The following is a 16670-nucleotide window of genomic DNA, read 5'->3' as shown; positions in this document are numbered from 1 at the left end:
AGTTTCGCCAACGACTCGTTTTCCTACCGCCGCACACCCAAAGGCGGGGCGTTGTCGGTCGCGCTGACTCACATAAAGTTACACACCCCCAACCAACAACACAAACCCCCAGGTAAAACGGCTAAAAGCTAGCTGGGGACGCGCTCAATCTTCGCCCCCAGTTCTGTCAGCAGCTCAACGAAACGCGGATATCCACGATCGATGTGGAACACGTCTTGGACTTCTGTAACGCCATCGGCACACAACGCAGCTAGCACTAGGCCAGCACCAGCGCGGATGTCAGAACTCCAGACCGAGGTAGAGGAAAGCTCATGAATGCCGCGGACAACCACGTGATGCCCATCGACGGTCGCATCGGCTCCGAGCCGCTGCATCTCATCTACAAAACGGAAGCGTGATTCAAAAACATTTTCTGTGATGACGGATACACCTTCCGAGACAGCCGCTAGGCCAATCGCCATTGGCTGGAGATCCGTCGGAAAACCTGGAAAAGGCAAAGTTTGGTAGTCCACAGCCAATGGGCGGCCGTTCATGCGAACCCGAAATCCGCTTTCGTAAGTTTCTACCTCAGCACCGGCAAGACGCAGTTTTTGTAGTGGCAAATGCACATTTGCTGGGGAAATACCGCCCACAGTGATGTCGCCACCGGTCATCGCAGCGGCGTAAGCCCAGGTTCCCGCAACGATGCGGTCTCCGACTACTTCATGAGTTGTTGGCTGCAACTTCTCCACTCCCACGATGCGGATGGTTGAAGTGCCGGCACCTTCAATATTGGCGCCCATGGACTGCAACATTTTGCAAAGATCGACAATCTCCGGCTCGCGCGCAGCATTATCGAGGGTAGTCTCTCCGTCTGCCAGCACCGCCGCTGTGAGGATGTTTTCGGTCGCGCCAACAGAAGGAAAATCAAGAGCTATGTGCGCACCCTTCAAATGTTCTGCAGTGGCGACGACCGCGCCATGGCGGATCATTGTTTTCGCGCCAAGCTTTTCCAAGCCGGTTTGGTGCATATCAAGAGGCCGAGAACCAATGGCGTCGCCACCCGGCAGCGCCACCACCGCCCTGCCACAACGCGAAGTGAGGGGCCCCAACACGCACACAGAGGCACGGAATTGACGAACCGCGTCAAAATCCGCATCGCTCTTAATCTGCGCAGGGGTAGTAATTCGGACAACGCTGCCGTCGATATCGACGCTGCACCCAAGCCCTTCAAGGACATCCTTCATGAGCGGCACATCGAGGATCTCCGGACAGTTCGTCAAGGTGGAGGTTCCTTCAGCTAGCAAGGCCGCCGCCATGAGCTTCAAAACACTGTTCTTTGCGCCGCTGACTTTCACAGCACCGCTGAGCCGATTGCCACCCGTGACCAAAAATTTGTCTTTCACGGCCTCAAGTCTAAACACAATTCCGATGTATGTCCCTCAGGGCTCCGATACCTTGGGAGGCATGGCTGTTCATTTGACAAAGATTTACACTCGTACCGGCGACGAAGGTACCACTGGTCTGTCGAATTTCGAGCGCGTCTCCAAAAACGACATCCGCCTCCACGCCTACGCCGACACCGAGGAAGCAAACGCCGCGCTCGGCCAAGTCTTGGCGATCGGAAAACCACGAGCGGACGTTGCTGCATCGCTGCGTAGGGTACAAAATGAGCTTTTCGACGCCGGTGCCGACCTAGCCACACCGATTGAACAACACCCGAAGTATCCACCGCTACGGATCGAACCCGAGTACATCGAGCGCCTCGAGGCCGAGTGCGACGCCTATAACGAGGAACTCGAAGCGCTGAATTCCTTCATACTGCCTGGTGGAACTCCAACCTCAGCGTTGATTCACACCGCACGTACGATTACCCGTCGCGCTGAGCGAATGGCCTGGGCAGCTTTCGAACAGCACCCAGACACCACTTCTAAAATGCCGGCACAGTACTTGAACCGGCTCAGTGACCTGCTGTTTATTCTGGGCAGAATTGAAAACGCCGCGAACGACATCAAATGGGTTCCCGGCGGCGATCGTTAATAGTTCAGCTTTAAGGCAGTGCGCCGATCCGACGAGCTGCGTTTACCGCCTCGTATCGGGTGTGAGCTCCGAGCTTGCGCATGACTGAACGTAGGTAGCTCTTCACGGTCTCCGCTCCGATGCCCATCTCCTCGGCTGCCTCCACATTTGTGTGGCCGAGTGCGACGCAAGCAAGCACATCGAGTTCACGCGCGGAGAGTTTTGTGGTCTGCTTCATCCGAACTGGAGTGACCATCTGGTCGCAGAGTTCTTCGATCTCTTTGCGCAGGCTGTCATCGCCAACTCGGTTGGCCAGCATGCGGAGCTTGGAGTGTGTGGAGCGGATTTGTTCCCACTCTGCCCCATTCATCACGCGTCCTGATTTCACCGCTCCGCCCCGCGGGCTGTCGGTGCGTCGAAAAGCGGCGTTGATCGCCAAATCTTGTTCGAGCGCACGCGCGGTCATGGTGACTTCCTCAATAACCTTGTCGCCGAGACGCAACGAAGAATGCACGCCCACATATAGGACGCCGACGACTTCTCGGTGCACGATTACGGGAACGGCGACGATGGAATGGAGTCCTTCATCTTGAATCGCTTTGTCATATTCGTGAGAAATGACACTAGCGCGAGTGTAATCAGACACACCAACAGGCCGCTTCGTAGCCAAAACACGGCCACCGACTCCGGCGCCGCCGTCAATGATGATATTTTGCAGCGCTGGTGTGCGAAGCCCCACCCAAGCGCTGATTTGTAATTTGTTTTCTCCGAAAACCGTTGCATACATCGTGACGGGAATGCCTGTTGCAGTCTTGAGAGAGGTGAGCGCGGCGCGGATTGCGTCGTCATCGTCCTTCAAAGCTTGCGTCTCCACCATGGGATCTCCTCCATACTCTCACCCGTGCAGGTACACCCGCCGGCGTGCTATTCACACAGTACCGTGGAGTATAACCACAAAGCGGGGGTACGCCAAAGCTGAGAATATTCAGAATATAGCAATTGAATTGCATACTATGCGCCAACCTTCAACCCGACCCACCCCTTCGCCAACGGCCAACTATTCTGCCAATTCAGCCGTGACCTGCAAGCATGCACCGTCGCGCTACCCCCGAAGCCGTCAATGCATATGCAATTCACAACAGTCACACACACATTACCCTTCAATACAAGAGTTCCCGAAGGGGCATATGTCACATTTTTTAACCCAAAAATATCGGACTTCGTTGAACAATTCCAACACTAATAGACCGTAAGGTCTATTCGATACAAACTGACCGGACTACCTTTTTAGGTCGGTTAAGCGTACACTCTCGAAAAAGCACATCCACTGGAGAAAAGGACCCGAACATGGCCAAGATCTACAACAACGTTGTCGAAACTATTGGAAACACCCCGCTGATTCGTCTCAACCGCATAGTCGAGGGACTCGAAGCCGAGGTGCTCGTAAAGCTAGAGTTCTTTAATCCCGCTAACAGCGTCAAGGATCGAATCGGGCGCGCCATCATTGATGCTGCCGAAGCTTCGGGCGAGCTAAAGCCAGGTGGCACTATCGTTGAAGCTACCTCCGGCAATACCGGTATCGCCCTTGCGCTCGTGGGTGCCGCCCGAGGTTACAGCGTGGTACTTACCATGCCGGAAACAATGTCCACCGAGCGGCGAGTAATGCTCCGCGCATACGGAGCAGAGATTGTCCTCACCCCTGGCGCCGCGGGCATGCAAGGCGCAGTAGATAAGGCCGATGAGATTGTTGCCTCCCGCCCAGGATCCATCCTGGCTCGCCAGTTCAGCAACGAAGCCAACCCTCAGATCCACAAGGAGACCACTGCGGTTGAGATTTGGGAGGACACCGACGGCAAGATTGATGCCTTCGTTGCCGGTATCGGTACTGGCGGAACCGTCACTGGCGTCGGCAGTGTCCTTAAATCACACAATCCGGAGATCACCATCGTCGGCGTCGAGCCAGCAGATTCTCCGCTGCTCACCACTGGTAAAGCCGGTCCACACAAGATCCAAGGTCTGGGTGCGAATTTCATTCCAGACGTCTTAGATCGCAAGATCCTCGATGAAGTAATAACCGTTTCCAACGACGACGCGGTAGCAACCTCGCGCAAGCTTGGCGCAACAGAAGGCATTTTGGGTGGTATCTCCGCAGGAGCCAACGTAAAGGCAGCACTGGAACTTGCTTCTCGGCCGGAATTCAAAGGAAAGACGATTGTCACCGTCATCCCAGACTTCGGCGAACGCTATGTTTCGACGATTTTGTTTGAGGATATCCGCGACTAACTGATTTGCCGCGCTTATCGACGCCTAAGGGGCTGTTGAGAGCGCGGTTAAGCTGATAATATCGGCGTTTATGTACCAGCTTGTACGTATGATCCGTGAGGATCTACAAAACGCCCGCGAACACGACCCAGCTGCCCGCGGAGACCTTGAAAACGCCATTGTCTATTCCGGCTTGCATGCCATTTGGTCGCACCGCCTCAGTCACGCCCTTTGGATCCGCGGATTCAAAGGGCCAGCACGCGTTTTGGCGCAATTCACCCGCTTTCTCACTGGCATTGAGATCCACCCGGGAGCAACGATCGGACGTCGCTTCTTCATCGACCACGGCATGGGAATCGTCATCGGCGAGACCACTGAAATCGGTGAAGGAGTGATGCTCTACCACGGTGTTACCCTCGGAGGCCAAGTGCTGACCCAAACAAAGCGCCACCCGACGCTTGAGGACAATGTCACAGTCGGCGCCGGTGCCAAAGTACTAGGCCCCATCACGATCGGTGCTGGCAGCGCCATCGGCGCGAACGCCGTTGTGACCAAAGATGTCCCCGAGGATCATATTGCCATCGGTATCCCAGCCAAGAACCGGCCACGCCATCCAGATGAATGCATCAAGCTGGTCGACCCAGACGCTTATGTTTCGGGTCACAAGTCAGTGATTGAGGAATAACCTCGACATCCCCGGCCCGGACACCACCTTTCAAAGCGGAGTCCGGGCCAACAACTTTTTCTATGCCAGCAGGTCCTCATAGTCTGGGTTTTTCGCGATAAACCCAGACACTGCACTGCAGCTGGGCACTACTAGGAATCCCCCGTGCCGAGTGTCATTTAGAGCCTCCTGGATCAGTTGCTTGGACAAGCCCTGCCCCTGGTACGCAGCGTCCACCACGGTGTGGTGGAAGTCCCTAGTTGTCCCAGAGTTCTGATATTCCGCAAATCCCGCTACTTCTCCGTCAACGAGAATCTCGTAGCGGGATTTGATGTCGTTGTGGCGTACATCGGCCATTGGTGGACCTCCTAGAGTGCTTAACCAACGTCAGGTGCGCTCCAGCATGCCACAACTTTGTGTCTTTGCGTACAAAAAAGCCCTCGTTTTCACGAGGGCTTCGTTGTGGCCAGAGCCAGGATCGAACTGGCGACCCCACACTTTTCAGGCGTGTGCTCTACCGACTGAGCTATCTGGCCAAGGAACATCGCTAGGATACTCCAGCGACCCTGACGGGACTTGAACCCGCGACCTCCGCCGTGACAGGGCGGCGCGCTAACCAACTGCGCCACAGGGCCTTATGCCGTACCCGGAACTTACGTCCCTTGCACGAGGTAAGACTTTACACAGAATACGAGAAAATAGACAAATCAGCAGGTAAATAGGGGCGCGGAGATCATGATTTCACGATCATGATTATAAGAGTAAGCGCGCAAGAATTCGGCCACTCTTGACATCACCACTCACATGATCATGATCATGATCATGATCACCGAATCGCTAAGAAAACAAAAGCAGCGCGGACCCCAAGGTGATTCCTCGAGACCCGCGCTACGAAAACGATATGGCGACCCTGACGGGACTTGAACCCGCGACCTCCGCCGTGACAGGGCGGCGCGCTAACCAACTGCGCCACAGGGCCATATCCATTTTTAAAGGCCCACTTAAAAGTGGACCTTGTACTCCCAACGGGATTCGAACCCGTGTCGCCGCCGTGAAAGGGCGGTGTCCTAGGCCCCTAGACGATGGGAGCGAGCCAGACAAGGGATTCCCCTTGCTACAGACGTTTAATATACGGGAATTTTCCTACATCACAAAATCCGCCCCTGACCAGTATCAATAGCGCGAAAAAGAGAACTGGCTCACGTTGGAGCGCTTGCCCCACAGGAGGATTTTCAAAAGGCCCCCACCGGCGACCGCGGCGCTCGCCCTCGCGAGCAACCTAAGGCCGTCGATAAGCAGGGCCCGCTTTAGACCTGTTCAGACACGTTAATGGACCAGGCCATGCCGAATTTGTCGGTGACGTGACCGTAAGTGGCGCCCCACATCTGCTTCTCAAAAGGCATGTTCACCTGGCCACCTTCGGACAGCTTCTCAAAGTAGGAGCGCCCCTCTACAACGTCATCACCCCAGAGGGACAGAGAGAGGTGGTTGCCAATCTCGTAAGGTTCCTGACCCATGAAGCCCTCGACATAGTCAGAACAAGCGAGTTCGATGGCGCCGCCAGCAAGGTGGCCGTGCGCGAGCAGCTCCGCCATGTCTTCCGGCAGGCTTGGATCGCCCATCTGGCCGAAAGTCATTACGTTCAGACCACCGCCAAAGATGGACTGATAGAACTCCATGGCCTCGCGGGCATTGCCAGCGAAAGCGTAGTAAGGGACGTTTTTGATTGTCATGGTCATCCTCACGATCGATGGTTTGCTCCGAGCTTAAAGGCCCGCACACAGATCCGCTTGCCGACGGCAAAGTCAATGTGATTCCCAAGGCCCCAGGCACCATCAGCACAAATAAAAGAACCGCCGTGACAGCAAAAGCTACACGGCGGCTCTCAAAAGTGGGCCCTGCGGGGCTCGAACCCGCGACCTGCGGATTAAAAGTCCGTAGCTCTACCAACTGAGCTAAAGGCCCGACCAACGATCAGCGATGATCGCTAGAACACACTTTAGACGTTGCCAAAAGCTGATTCAAAACTGGGGCACCATAAGCGGGAGTTTGGGAAGGCAACCCCCACCAAAGAGAAGAGATCTGTACCCCCAACAGTGCACATAGCCCCGAATTGGGTCAGAAATGGTGTGATGGGAACCTCGAAGGCTTTCCCCCCGACTAATCAAGAGGAGACTATGTAAATAGGACTACTTTTCCGACTTGGAGGTGTCGCGTATGGACATCGTTGATGTCTCACGCTGGCAATTCGGCATTACGACCGTCTATCATTTTATTTTTGTCCCTTTGACCATTGGTCTCGCTCCCCTTGTTGCCGCAATGCAAACCGCATGGCATGTGACCGGCAAAGATCACTGGTATCGGGCGACCCGATTTTTCGGCACACTATTCCTAGTGAATTTCGCCATGGGTGTGGTCACAGGCATCGTGCAAGAGTTCCAGTTTGGTATGAACTGGAGCGAATACTCCCGATTCGTCGGAGATGTCTTTGGCGCTCCCCTAGCACTTGAAGGCCTCGCGGCGTTCTTTATTGAATCCACATTTCTAGGGCTGTGGATTTTTGGTTGGGGCAGACTACCCAAATGGGCGCATCTCGCCTCCATTTGGCTAGTCGCTATCGCAGTGAATCTTTCCGCTTACTTCATCATTGTGGCGAACTCCTTTATGCAGCATCCTGTCGGTGCAGTATTCAACCCGGAAACGGGTCGCGCCGAACTCACCGACATCGGAGCGCTGCTGAGTAACCCCACCGCCCTTGCGGCCTGGCCTCACACCGCAGCTGGTTCGCTGCTCACTTCGGGCACTTTTGTAGCGGGAATTTGCGCTTGGTGGATCGTGCGGGACCGCCGCGCACGGGCCAACGCCACCGAAAATCAGCGGGCGGAAACCCTATGGCGACCAGTGATGCGCCTGGGTCTCTGGACCACCGCGATATCTAGCGTGCTGCTGGCTGCCACCGGAGATATCCAGGCCAAGTTGATGTTCGTCCAGCAACCGATGAAGATGGCTTCTGCCGAATCGCTATGTGAGACCCAGCTGGATCCATACTTCTCTGTACTTACTGTGGGCACGCACAACAACTGTGAGTCGGTTCGGCACTGGATCGAGGTCCCCTGGGTTTTGAGCTTCCTATCGGAAACCAAGTTTTCCGGCGTCACCCTGCAGGGTGTGAACCAACTACAGGAAAAATACGAGACCCTATACGGTCCTGGTAATTACACCCCGAACCTCTTCATCACGTACTGGTCTTTCCGTATGATGATCGGGCTCATGGTCGGCTCGTTGGTACTGTGTGTCCTTGGTTTTTGGTTCTCCCGTAAGGGACGCTTGCCTGATCAGAAGTGGTTTGGCACCCTAGCCCTCTGGATGATTCCCTTCCCCTTCCTGGCGAACTCTGCCGGGTGGGTGTTCACCGAGATGGGTCGTCAACCGTGGATTGTGCACCCGAATCCCTCATTCGGCCCAGGTAGCCCAAACGGGGAAGATCAAATTCGCCTCATTGTGGACTTCGGTGTATCCAACCACCAACCGTGGGTGGTGTGGGTATCCCTCATTGGTTTTACACTCGTGTACGGCGCGTTAGCCGTTGTGTGGTTCTGGCTGATCCGCAAAAAGGTGGTCGAAGGACCACTCCCTCTTGGTGCTAGCGCACACGCTGCTGACGGTTACTATCCACCGGATGCGCCGATTGAGCCGTTGCATTTTGGAACCTCCCAGACGGCCGAATCCGCTACTACAGCTAAAGGTGGGAATAGCTAATGGATCTTCAAACAATCTGGTTCCTGTTAGTAGCGGTACTTTTCTCCGGCTACTTTGTTCTGGAAGGCTTCGATTTCGGTGTCGGAATGATTCTGCCGTGGTTGAAGAAGGAACAACGAACCGCAGCGATCAAAACGATCGGCCCGGTCTGGGATGGAAATGAAGTTTGGCTCATCACAGCAGGTGGCGCGCTGTTCGCCGCCTTCCCGGAGTGGTATGCCACCATGTTCTCCGGCTTTTACCTGCCACTTTTCTTGATCCTCCTTGGGCTGATCCTGCGTGGGGTTGGCTTAGAGTGGCGCAGCAAAGTAGAAACCCAAACATGGCGCGATCGCTGCGATATCGGAATCATCATCGGTAGTTGGCTAGCGGCAATCCTGTGGGGCGTAGCCTTTGGCAATATTGTCCGCGGCGTAGCCATAGACGCCAATCGCCAAATCGAATCCGGCTTCGATGGTTTCATTGCACTGCTCAACCCATTCGGACTGCTCGGCGGCGTAACCTTTGTGCTCGTCTTCCTTATTCATGGCCTGCTCTTTTTAGGGCTCAAAGCCGAGGAACCATTAAGAGGCGTGGCTCATGGTTTTGCCAAGAAGCTGATTGTCCCCACGATCCTAGTGGCAGCAGCATTCCTGATCTGGACCCAACTTGCTTATGGACGCACGCTGACGTGGCTTCCCCTCGGCCTGTTGGTTTTGTGCGCGTTAGCCGCGACGCTGACACTGTTCAAATCCCGTGATGGCTGGGCTTTCGCGTGCTGGGCCAGCGTGATTATCTTGTGTTCCGCCCAGCTTTTCGGGTCGCTCTTCCCAAACCTCATGCCGACGACGCTAGCTGACGGAGTCACCCTCGATATCTATAACTCCTCCAGCAGCCACTACACGTTGCGGGTCATGTCTTGGGCAGCATTCATACTCACCCCACTAGTTCTGCTCTACCAGGGCTGGACCTACTGGGTCTTCCGCAAGCGGGTAAGCGTCTAGATGACTTCACCCCTAAATAAGCGCCTCCTAGCAGCAGCACCAGCAGCTAGGAGGCACTTACTGATTAGTGGCATCGCTCAGGCCACGCAAACCATGCTTATCGTGGCTCGCGCAGTGCTCATCGGTGTCCTCGCTGCCACTCTCATCGAAGATCACACCGCCAAGTGGGGGTTGCTGTGGGTGTTGCTAGCCGTGGTGATCGCACAGGCTGTCACAGCATATGCTGCGAAGCGATGGGCGTCGCATAGCATTGGCACAGCGGTTGACCAGTTACGCGAGGCCGCTTTAACAACCTTGTCCCGGCGCGACCCACGGGAAGTGGAGGCAGACGCAGCGCAGTGGCGCACCACGCTCACCGAGGGGCTAAGTGGCGTGCGACCGTATCTCTCGGATTATGTACCTGCGCTCGTCGCGAGCTGTATTTCGACGCCCCTAGCCCTCGCGGTGATGTTGTACTTCGACCTGCCCTCGGGAATTCTGGCGGCCGCCACGATCCCACTTATTCCACTTTTCATGGTTCTAATCGGCACACTCACCCGCTCACACACGCAGCGACGGCTTCGCGTGGCAAGCGCACTCTCCGGGCAGCTTGCGGATTTGCTTCAGGGGGCACCAACTCTCCGGGCGCTTGGCGCCACGAAGGCGCCACATGAACAGCTGATTCGTACCGGTCGCAGCCATGCCGATGCCACGATGTCAGTACTTAAGCTCGCTTTCCTGTCTGCCTTCGCCTTGGAGTTCTTAGCTACGCTCTCTGTTGCGCTGGTGGCGGTAGGGATCGGGCTGCGGCTTGTGGCCGGAGATATGACGCTGCTTGCTGGCCTAGTGGCACTCATCATCGCCCCTGAGGTCTACGGGCCGCTTCGCCAAGTCGGTGCAAGCTTCCACGCCGCATCCGATGGCATGTCGGCTGCTGAACAGGTCTTCGATCTGTTGGATTCCGATGAAGAGCTCACTGCCCACTATCGCACCGTGCAAGACGCAGGTGTGTCCGTGCATGACTTGAGTGTCTCTGGACGCGATGGCGTGCGGCCCCAACATCTGACTTTCAACGCTCAGCCCGGCGAGATCACTGTGCTGCGCGGTGCCAACGGTAGCGGCAAGTCAACGGCACTCCTGGCAATCCTCGGTATGCTACCGGATCGCTCGCTAAGCGGGGAGATCTCCGCTCCCGATCTGCAAGACATCGCTTTCCTGCCCGCACATCCTGCCTTCATCGGCGGCACTGTGGCGGATAACCTGGAGTTGTTCGGCTCGCCCCCAGATACGCGGGCGCAGGTCGCGTTCGGATTCGAAGTACCGCTGGCGCAACGAGTTCTCCCCAACGGTGCTGGCATTTCCGCAGGTCAAGGCCAGCGTCTAGCGCTTGCCCGCTCGGTTTCGGACTCCGAGAAGAGCACCCTGCTTTTCGACGAGCCGAGTGCACACCTCAGCCCGGAATACGTTGAGCTACTGGGGGCCGAGTTGCGGCGTCAGGCGCAGGCGGGCAAAACGCTGGTGATCTGCAGTCACGATGACCGACTCGCCAAGCTCGCGGATCAGGTGATCGACCTGTGAGTGATCTCGTCCTTATGCTCCGGCTGGCCCAGGTTCGCGCTCGCAGCCTGGTATTAGCCATCTTCGTGGGAGCTTTAACGCTCCTCGCCGCTCTGACATTGACGGTTCTATCCGGCTGGCTGATAACCCGCGCTTGGCAAATGCCTCCGATCTTGGATCTCGGCATCGCTATCACCGCTGTGCGCGGACTCGGCATTTCCCGCGCAGTGTTTCGCTACCTTGACCGACTCGTGGGGCATCGGGTCGCCCTGGATGCAACCACACGCCTGCGCGCGGCGCTTTTCGACGCCATCGCTAGCGATAACACCGGCGCTGCGCACAGCTTATCCCGGGGCGCCGGCCTAGCTCGATTAGGAAGCGATGCTGATCGCGTCGCCGACTTTATTGTTCGTTCACTCATTCCGGCGGGCATCGCGCTCGTGGTTTCGCTGATTTCAGTTGGCGCGGCAATTGCCTTGCACTTTTGGACGGGTGTGATTCTGCTCGTGGGCTTTACTATCACCGGTGGACTTGTCCCTTATTTAGCGGCGATGTCTTACCGGCGCTGCCAGGCAGCCCTGAGCACCGACGAGTTGGGAATCGCGCTCGATGACCAGCTCTTGCATCGCGTTGAGTTTGCCGTCGCAGGTCTATCCAGGCATCAAATCGACCGCACCGTTGCGGCCTCTAGACGCAATAGTGCTGAGATTGTGGCGGCAGAAAGGCCGCTAGCCATCGCAGCCGGGCTCACCGAGCTGGGTATGGGCCTGTCCACGGTGTTAATCGTGGCGGTGGGACTAGCTAGCTACCAGGGCTCTGCGACGTGGCTCGGCATGCTGGTCCTACTCCCGTTAGCTGCCTTCGAATCGCATGGGCCCCTGGGGTCCGCGGCAACCCATGCGGTAGATGCCAAGGACGCAGCAGCCCGGCTTCGCAAGCTCATTGGTAGTCCTGCTCAAACTCGCTCAAAACAGCCCACTAGCTACGATATTGATGCCACTGATCTTGCCTTGGCGCATGGCACCGGAACGTGGACATTAGTGGCGCCTTTCGGTTCTCGCCATCGCATCACAGGCCCTAGCGGCATTGGAAAGACCACCTTTCTGCTGACGCTAGCAGGTCTCATTCCCGCCGCTGGTGGCCGACTTGAGATAGCTGGCGTCCCTATGAGTGAGATCAATCAGGATTGGTTGCGTACACACATCCATGCCCATCCTGAAGATGAGTGGATCTTCGCCACCACCATCCGTGACAACCTGCTCGTCGCTGCCCCATCCGCTACCGATGCCATCATGGCGGAGGCACTGTCCGCGGTGGGGTTAACTGATTTCAGTCTCGGCGACGTGTTGGCTGCCGGAGCTGACTCTCTCTCTAGTGGACAACGTCGCCGGCTGTTACTCGCCCGCGCACTGTGTTCCACTGCCCCTGTCCTGTTGCTCGATGAACCAACCGAGCACATTGCCAGCGAAGATGCATCGCGACTATTAAAGATGCTGCTGGAAGAGCCATTGCCTGGCGCACTGCGGGAGCGGACTGTGGTCGTCGTAACGCATGCGCATTGACCAGGGGCCCGAGCGCAAGCTTCGGCAGCAGAAAGCCCGGCCACCACTCGAACTGGAGGCCGGGCATTTCAGACTAAAACCGTGCTATTTCTGCATCGTTCCGGTTTCAAGGAAACGCTGGTGGAAGGAGAACGCGGTGGCCAGGTCATGCGGCGTCTGCATGATGCCCTTCTCCTGGGCGATCTTCAGGGCGCGGTCGTAGTACTCCTCGAGCAGCGGACGGTAATCCGGGTGCGCCAGGGCAATGATCTTCTGAACACGCTGACGCGGAGCCAGGCCGCGCAGGTCGGCGTAGCCGTACTCGGAGATCAGGACCTTGACGTCCTGCTCGGTGTGGTCAATGTGGGAGCAGAACGGAACGAACGCAGAGATAGCGCCGCCCTTGGCCACGGACGGGGTGATGAAGGAGGAGACGAAACCATTACGGGTGAAGTCTGCGGAACCGCCAACACCATTCATCATCCGGGAGCCGGAGACGTTGGTGGAGTTCACGTTGCCGTAAATGTCTGCCTCGATCAGGCCATTGGTGGCAATCAGGCCGAGTCGGCGGACAACCTCTGGGTGGTTGGAGATCTGCTGTGGACGCAGGATGATGGTCTCGCGGTACTTGGCAGCATCGCGGTTCATGTTCTCTGCGTACTCAGGGGACAGAGAGAAGGAGGTGGCGGAAGCAACAGTCATCTTGCCGGCGTCGATGAGGTCGACCATGCCATCCTGGATGACCTCGGTGTAGGCCTTGATGTTCTCGAACTTGGATTCCAGCAGGCCGGCCATCACGGCGTTCGGGACGTTGCCCACGCCGGACTGCATGATGTAGCCGTCATAAGTCAGACGGCCGGCGGCTACTTCGCCCTCGAGGAAGTCGAGGAAGTGGCCGGCGATCTGCTTGGAAGCCTCGTCGATCGGAGCGAACGGGGCGTTGCGGTCTGGCGCGTTGGTTTCTACAACTGCTACGACCTTGGACATGTCAATGTCGATGTAGGTGTTACCGATGCGCTGGCCCGGCTCAGTAATCGGGATCGGCTGGCGATTCGGCAGGCGGTTGATGCGGTAGACGTCGGCCATGCCCTCAAGGTTTTCGGACTGCCAGGAGTTGACCTCGATGATGATCTTCTCGGCGTTGTCTAGGTACTCTACGTTGTTGCCGACGGAGGATGACGGCACCAAGTGGCCCTCTTCGGTAATGCGGACGGCCTCGACGATGGCTACGTTCATCTGACCGAAGAAGCCCTGCTCGACGTACAGGCCAGATTCGGAAAGGTGGTAATCGGCGTAGAGGGTGATGCCCTCGTTGATCTTCTTACGCATGATTGGGTCGGACTGGTACGGGGAGCGGAAGCGGACGGCATCCGCCTCGGCGAGCACACCGTCACAGTCAGGTGCGGTGGACGCGCCGGTGAACAGGTCGATCATGTACTCGTCGCCCTTGGCGTGAGCAGCCTTTGCTCGCTCGGCGATCGCGGTAGGCAGAGCCTTGGGATAACCAGCACCAGTGAAGCCGGAAACGCCGACCTTATCACCGTGGTTCACAAACTGTGCGGCCTCTTCAGCCGTCATTACCTTGCCGCGAAGCTGGGCATTCGCAATACGATCAGACATTCATTCCTCCTAGGAGACTGAGCAGAACCCAGTAATTAATTAGTGACATAAGTCCCAAGTCACTGTGACTGTGGATACACAATGTACACGATAGCTTTGCACTCCACACTAGTTGACTCCCCCACTTCACACCCGGCGTTCACAAAACTTTGCTTTCCCGCTCGCCCGTTTTCCACCCGCTCTAGGGTGATGCGAAGTTCATTTGTAGTCTCCCGGAAAAAGCAGGACAATAAAGCACGTGTCATTGCAAATAGGTTCCCTGCGTCTGAATTCTCCCGTGGTACTAGCCCCCATGGCTGGCGTTACTAACATGCCGTTCCGGGTGCTGTGCCGAGAACAAGAACTGGAAAAGATGGGCTCCGTCTCCGGCCTCTACGTCTGCGAGATGGTGACGGCACGCGCCCTGGTAGAGCGCAACGAGAAGACGTTGCATATGACAACCTTTGCCCCAAGCGAACAGCCTCGCTCGCTGCAGCTGTACACGACGGATCCCGAGTACACCTATCGAGCAGCGAAGATGATTGTCGATGAAAACCTAGCGGACCACATCGACATGAACTTTGGCTGCCCAGTCCCTAAGGTCACTAGGCGCGGTGGCGGCTCCGCCTTGCCTTATAAGCGACGCCTCTTTGGCAATATCGTGGCCGCCGCTGTTAAAGCCACCGCAGACTCAGACGTCCCGGTCACGGTGAAAATGCGCATTGGCATTGATGAAGAGCACCACACGCATCTCGACGCCGGCAGGATTGCCGTCGAAGAAGGCGCAGCTGCAGTCGCGCTACACGGGCGAACTGCCGCGCAGCGGTATTCCGGTAGCGCGAACTACGAAGAGATTCGCCGCTTGAAAGAGCACCTAGCTCACACCGGAGTACCGGTCCTCGGCAACGGCGACATCTTCGCAGCTTCCGATGCCAGCCGCATGATGCGGGAAACCGGCTGTGATGGCGTGGTGATCGGCCGCGGCTGCCTGGGCCGACCGTGGCTCTTCGCCGAGTTGTCTGCAGAGCTCCAGGGCGTCGATAAGCCTGCTCCGCCAACACTGGGCGAGGTCACCGCCATCATTTATCGTCACGCGGAACTGTTAGCTGAACACAACGGCGAAGAACACGGACTTCGCGAGCTCCGTAAGCATATGGGTTGGTACATGCGAGGTTTCCCCGTCGGCGGCGAACTGCGAGCCGACCTCGCACGGATTTCGAGCCTCGCCGAGTTGCAGGCACTGTTGGCACCGCTGGCGGATTCGGCGGCGCTTGCCGACGACGCTGAGGGGCCACGGGGACGCCAAGGATCTCCCGGAAAAGTTGTCCTCCCAGAAGGCTGGCTCGATGATCCAGAGGATGAAACTGTTCCACTGGGAGCAGACATCATGCACTCCGGCGGTTAAAATCATGCCCCGAAGTGCAACAATTTGATTGAGGACGCGACAAGAACCGCAGGAACACCTATAGTTTATATTCATGCGGACCGCTTATAGACAACATTTGGACGCCTTCGCCCATGACCTGATCGTGTTATGTGGCACTGTCCAGACGGTCATGGACAAAAGCCTGCAAGCTTTGCTGGAAACTGACTTGCAAGCTGCAGAAGATGCCCTCTCAATGACCGAAGAGCTAGAGGAGATTCAGCAGCGCTGCGAGCAGCGCGCGGTGGAGCTACTCGCCACGGAGGGGCCGCTAGCGCGCGATCTACGTCAGGTCATCTCTTCGATCTACATCGTCGATGATCTCGCCCGGATGGGGGCCTTGGCGCAACACGTGGCTAAATCTGCCCGGCGTCGCCACCCAGCGAGCGCCGTGCCACAGCCACTGCTGCCGTATTTCGCGGAAATGGCCCGCTTAATCTCCGAGATGGGCGAGAAGGTTCATTACCTGTTGGAGAACCCAGATGCGGACATCGCGATGGTGCTCGTCACTGATGATGACTTGGTGGATGACATTCACGGCCACTTGATGATCATGTTGACTCGACGTGAGTGGCCTTACTCCACCGTCGAAGCGGTGGATGTCGCGCTATTGGGACGCTTCTTAGAACGCTATGCGGACCACTCCGTGAACGTTTCGGAGCGCATCGTCTATCTGACTACCGGGCTGACGCCGACCGAATATCAGGAGCGCCGGAGCCAAGAGAAGGAAGAATCAGATTGGGCGAAGCGCTTCACCGAGCTGGAGGCTCGCTTCAACTCCGATTCTCCCCGCTAAACCGCGGCCACACGAATAGATAGGGTGACTCCACAAAAATCGGAAGTCACCCTATCTGTATTTCGTGCTCTAAGGATCCTGCACGTTGCCCGGTGCTGCGTCTTCAGGC

14 protein-coding genes and 5 tRNA genes are annotated in these 16670 nt (G+C 56.9%); 9 read left to right on the top strand and 10 right to left on the bottom strand.

Translation table 11 applies throughout. The features are described 5' to 3' along the window. Window positions 1-128 precede the first annotated feature (128 nt). The gene (murA, locus tag WG915_RS10700; RefSeq protein ID WP_339565368.1) at window positions 129-1385 is read right to left on the bottom strand and encodes a UDP-N-acetylglucosamine 1-carboxyvinyltransferase; all 1257 of its coding nucleotides are present in this window, start codon (window positions 1383-1385) and stop codon (window positions 129-131) included. Window positions 1386-1446: 61 nt separating this feature from the next. Between murA and WG915_RS10695 the strand changes: the two genes are divergently transcribed. Beyond that, on the top strand, window positions 1447-2019 hold the full coding sequence (locus tag WG915_RS10695) for a cob(I)yrinic acid a,c-diamide adenosyltransferase (RefSeq protein ID WP_339565367.1): 573 nt from the start codon (window positions 1447-1449) through the stop codon (window positions 2017-2019). 10 nt (window positions 2020-2029) lie between these two features. On the opposite strand, the gene ramA is transcribed toward WG915_RS10695, so the two are convergent. Further along, window positions 2030-2875 (bottom strand): acetate metabolism transcriptional regulator RamA, encoded by an 846-nt coding sequence (gene ramA, locus WG915_RS10690; RefSeq protein ID WP_339565366.1) that lies wholly within the window; start codon window positions 2873-2875, stop codon window positions 2030-2032. 470 nt (window positions 2876-3345) lie between these two features. Between ramA and cysK the strand changes: the two genes are divergently transcribed. After that, window positions 3346-4281 (top strand): cysteine synthase A, encoded by a 936-nt coding sequence (gene cysK, locus WG915_RS10685; protein ID WP_339565365.1) that lies wholly within the window; start codon window positions 3346-3348, stop codon window positions 4279-4281. A 70-nt stretch (window positions 4282-4351) separates the two neighbouring features. Further along, window positions 4352-4945, top strand: a complete 594-nt coding sequence (gene epsC, locus WG915_RS10680) for a serine O-acetyltransferase EpsC (RefSeq protein WP_339565364.1) — start codon at window positions 4352-4354, stop codon at window positions 4943-4945. 60 nt (window positions 4946-5005) lie between these two features. Here epsC and WG915_RS10675 read toward each other — a convergent pair whose 3' ends face one another. The 7 genes from WG915_RS10675 to WG915_RS10645 form a co-directional block, all read right to left on the bottom strand. Then, window positions 5006-5281 carry a GNAT family N-acetyltransferase gene (locus WG915_RS10675; protein WP_339565363.1) on the bottom strand — a complete coding sequence of 92 codons (276 nt, stop codon included), beginning with the start codon at window positions 5279-5281 and terminating at the stop codon, window positions 5006-5008. A gap of 106 nt (window positions 5282-5387) precedes the next feature. Beyond that, window positions 5388-5460 (bottom strand) — tRNA-Phe (locus tag WG915_RS10670). Between the two features lie 25 nt (window positions 5461-5485). Further along, window positions 5486-5559 (bottom strand) — tRNA-Asp (locus WG915_RS10665). A gap of 267 nt (window positions 5560-5826) precedes the next feature. Continuing rightward, window positions 5827-5903 (bottom strand) — tRNA-Asp (locus WG915_RS10660). A 38-nt stretch (window positions 5904-5941) separates the two neighbouring features. After that, window positions 5942-6014: transfer RNA gene (locus WG915_RS10655), tRNA-Glu, on the bottom strand. A gap of 217 nt (window positions 6015-6231) precedes the next feature. Next, complete coding sequence (locus WG915_RS10650) at window positions 6232-6657, bottom strand: VOC family protein (protein ID WP_339565362.1); 426 nt, start codon at window positions 6655-6657, stop codon at window positions 6232-6234. Window positions 6658-6816: 159 nt separating this feature from the next. Further along, window positions 6817-6889: transfer RNA gene (locus WG915_RS10645), tRNA-Lys, on the bottom strand. Between the two features lie 252 nt (window positions 6890-7141). On the opposite strand from WG915_RS10645, the gene WG915_RS10640 reads away from it, so the two are divergent. Genes WG915_RS10640 through cydC form a run of 4 tightly spaced genes read left to right on the top strand, consistent with a single transcriptional unit; the run spans window position 7142 to window position 12764 of the window. Continuing rightward, window positions 7142-8683, top strand: a complete 1542-nt coding sequence (locus WG915_RS10640; protein WP_339565361.1) for a cytochrome ubiquinol oxidase subunit I — start codon at window positions 7142-7144, stop codon at window positions 8681-8683. Further along, window positions 8683-9666, top strand: coding sequence for a cytochrome d ubiquinol oxidase subunit II (gene cydB / locus WG915_RS10635; RefSeq protein WP_339565360.1), 984 nt, complete (start codon window positions 8683-8685; stop codon window positions 9664-9666). Before WG915_RS10640 ends, cydB begins: the two co-directional genes overlap by 1 nt. Next, entirely contained in the window at window positions 9667-11223 is a 1557-nt protein-coding gene (locus tag WG915_RS10630) for an ABC transporter ATP-binding protein/permease (protein ID WP_339565359.1), read from the top strand. Then, window positions 11220-12764, top strand: coding sequence for a thiol reductant ABC exporter subunit CydC (cydC, locus tag WG915_RS10625; protein WP_339565358.1), 1545 nt, complete (start codon window positions 11220-11222; stop codon window positions 12762-12764). The genes WG915_RS10630 and cydC overlap by 4 nt, the downstream gene beginning before the upstream one ends. A gap of 84 nt (window positions 12765-12848) precedes the next feature. Here the strand turns inward: cydC and WG915_RS10620 are convergent, their stop codons facing one another. Then, complete coding sequence (locus WG915_RS10620; RefSeq protein WP_339565357.1) at window positions 12849-14363, bottom strand: acetyl-CoA hydrolase/transferase family protein; 1515 nt, start codon at window positions 14361-14363, stop codon at window positions 12849-12851. A 238-nt stretch (window positions 14364-14601) separates the two neighbouring features. Here WG915_RS10620 and dusB point away from each other — a divergent pair, with 238 nt between their 5' ends. Next, a complete protein-coding gene (dusB, locus tag WG915_RS10615) occupies window positions 14602-15747 on the top strand; it encodes a tRNA dihydrouridine synthase DusB (RefSeq protein WP_339565356.1) in 1146 nt (381 codons plus the stop codon). Between the two features lie 73 nt (window positions 15748-15820). After that, window positions 15821-16561, top strand: coding sequence for a phosphate signaling complex protein PhoU (gene phoU, locus WG915_RS10610; RefSeq protein WP_339565355.1), 741 nt, complete (start codon window positions 15821-15823; stop codon window positions 16559-16561). The last annotated feature ends 109 nt before the right edge of the window (window positions 16562-16670 follow it).

Origin of the sequence: Corynebacterium sp. H128, assembly GCF_037482625.1 — a bacterium.
GTDB lineage: Bacteria > Actinomycetota > Actinomycetes > Mycobacteriales > Mycobacteriaceae > Corynebacterium.
Note: the sequence above shows the minus strand (reverse complement) of the source record. Positions and strands in the feature narration are given on the sequence as shown.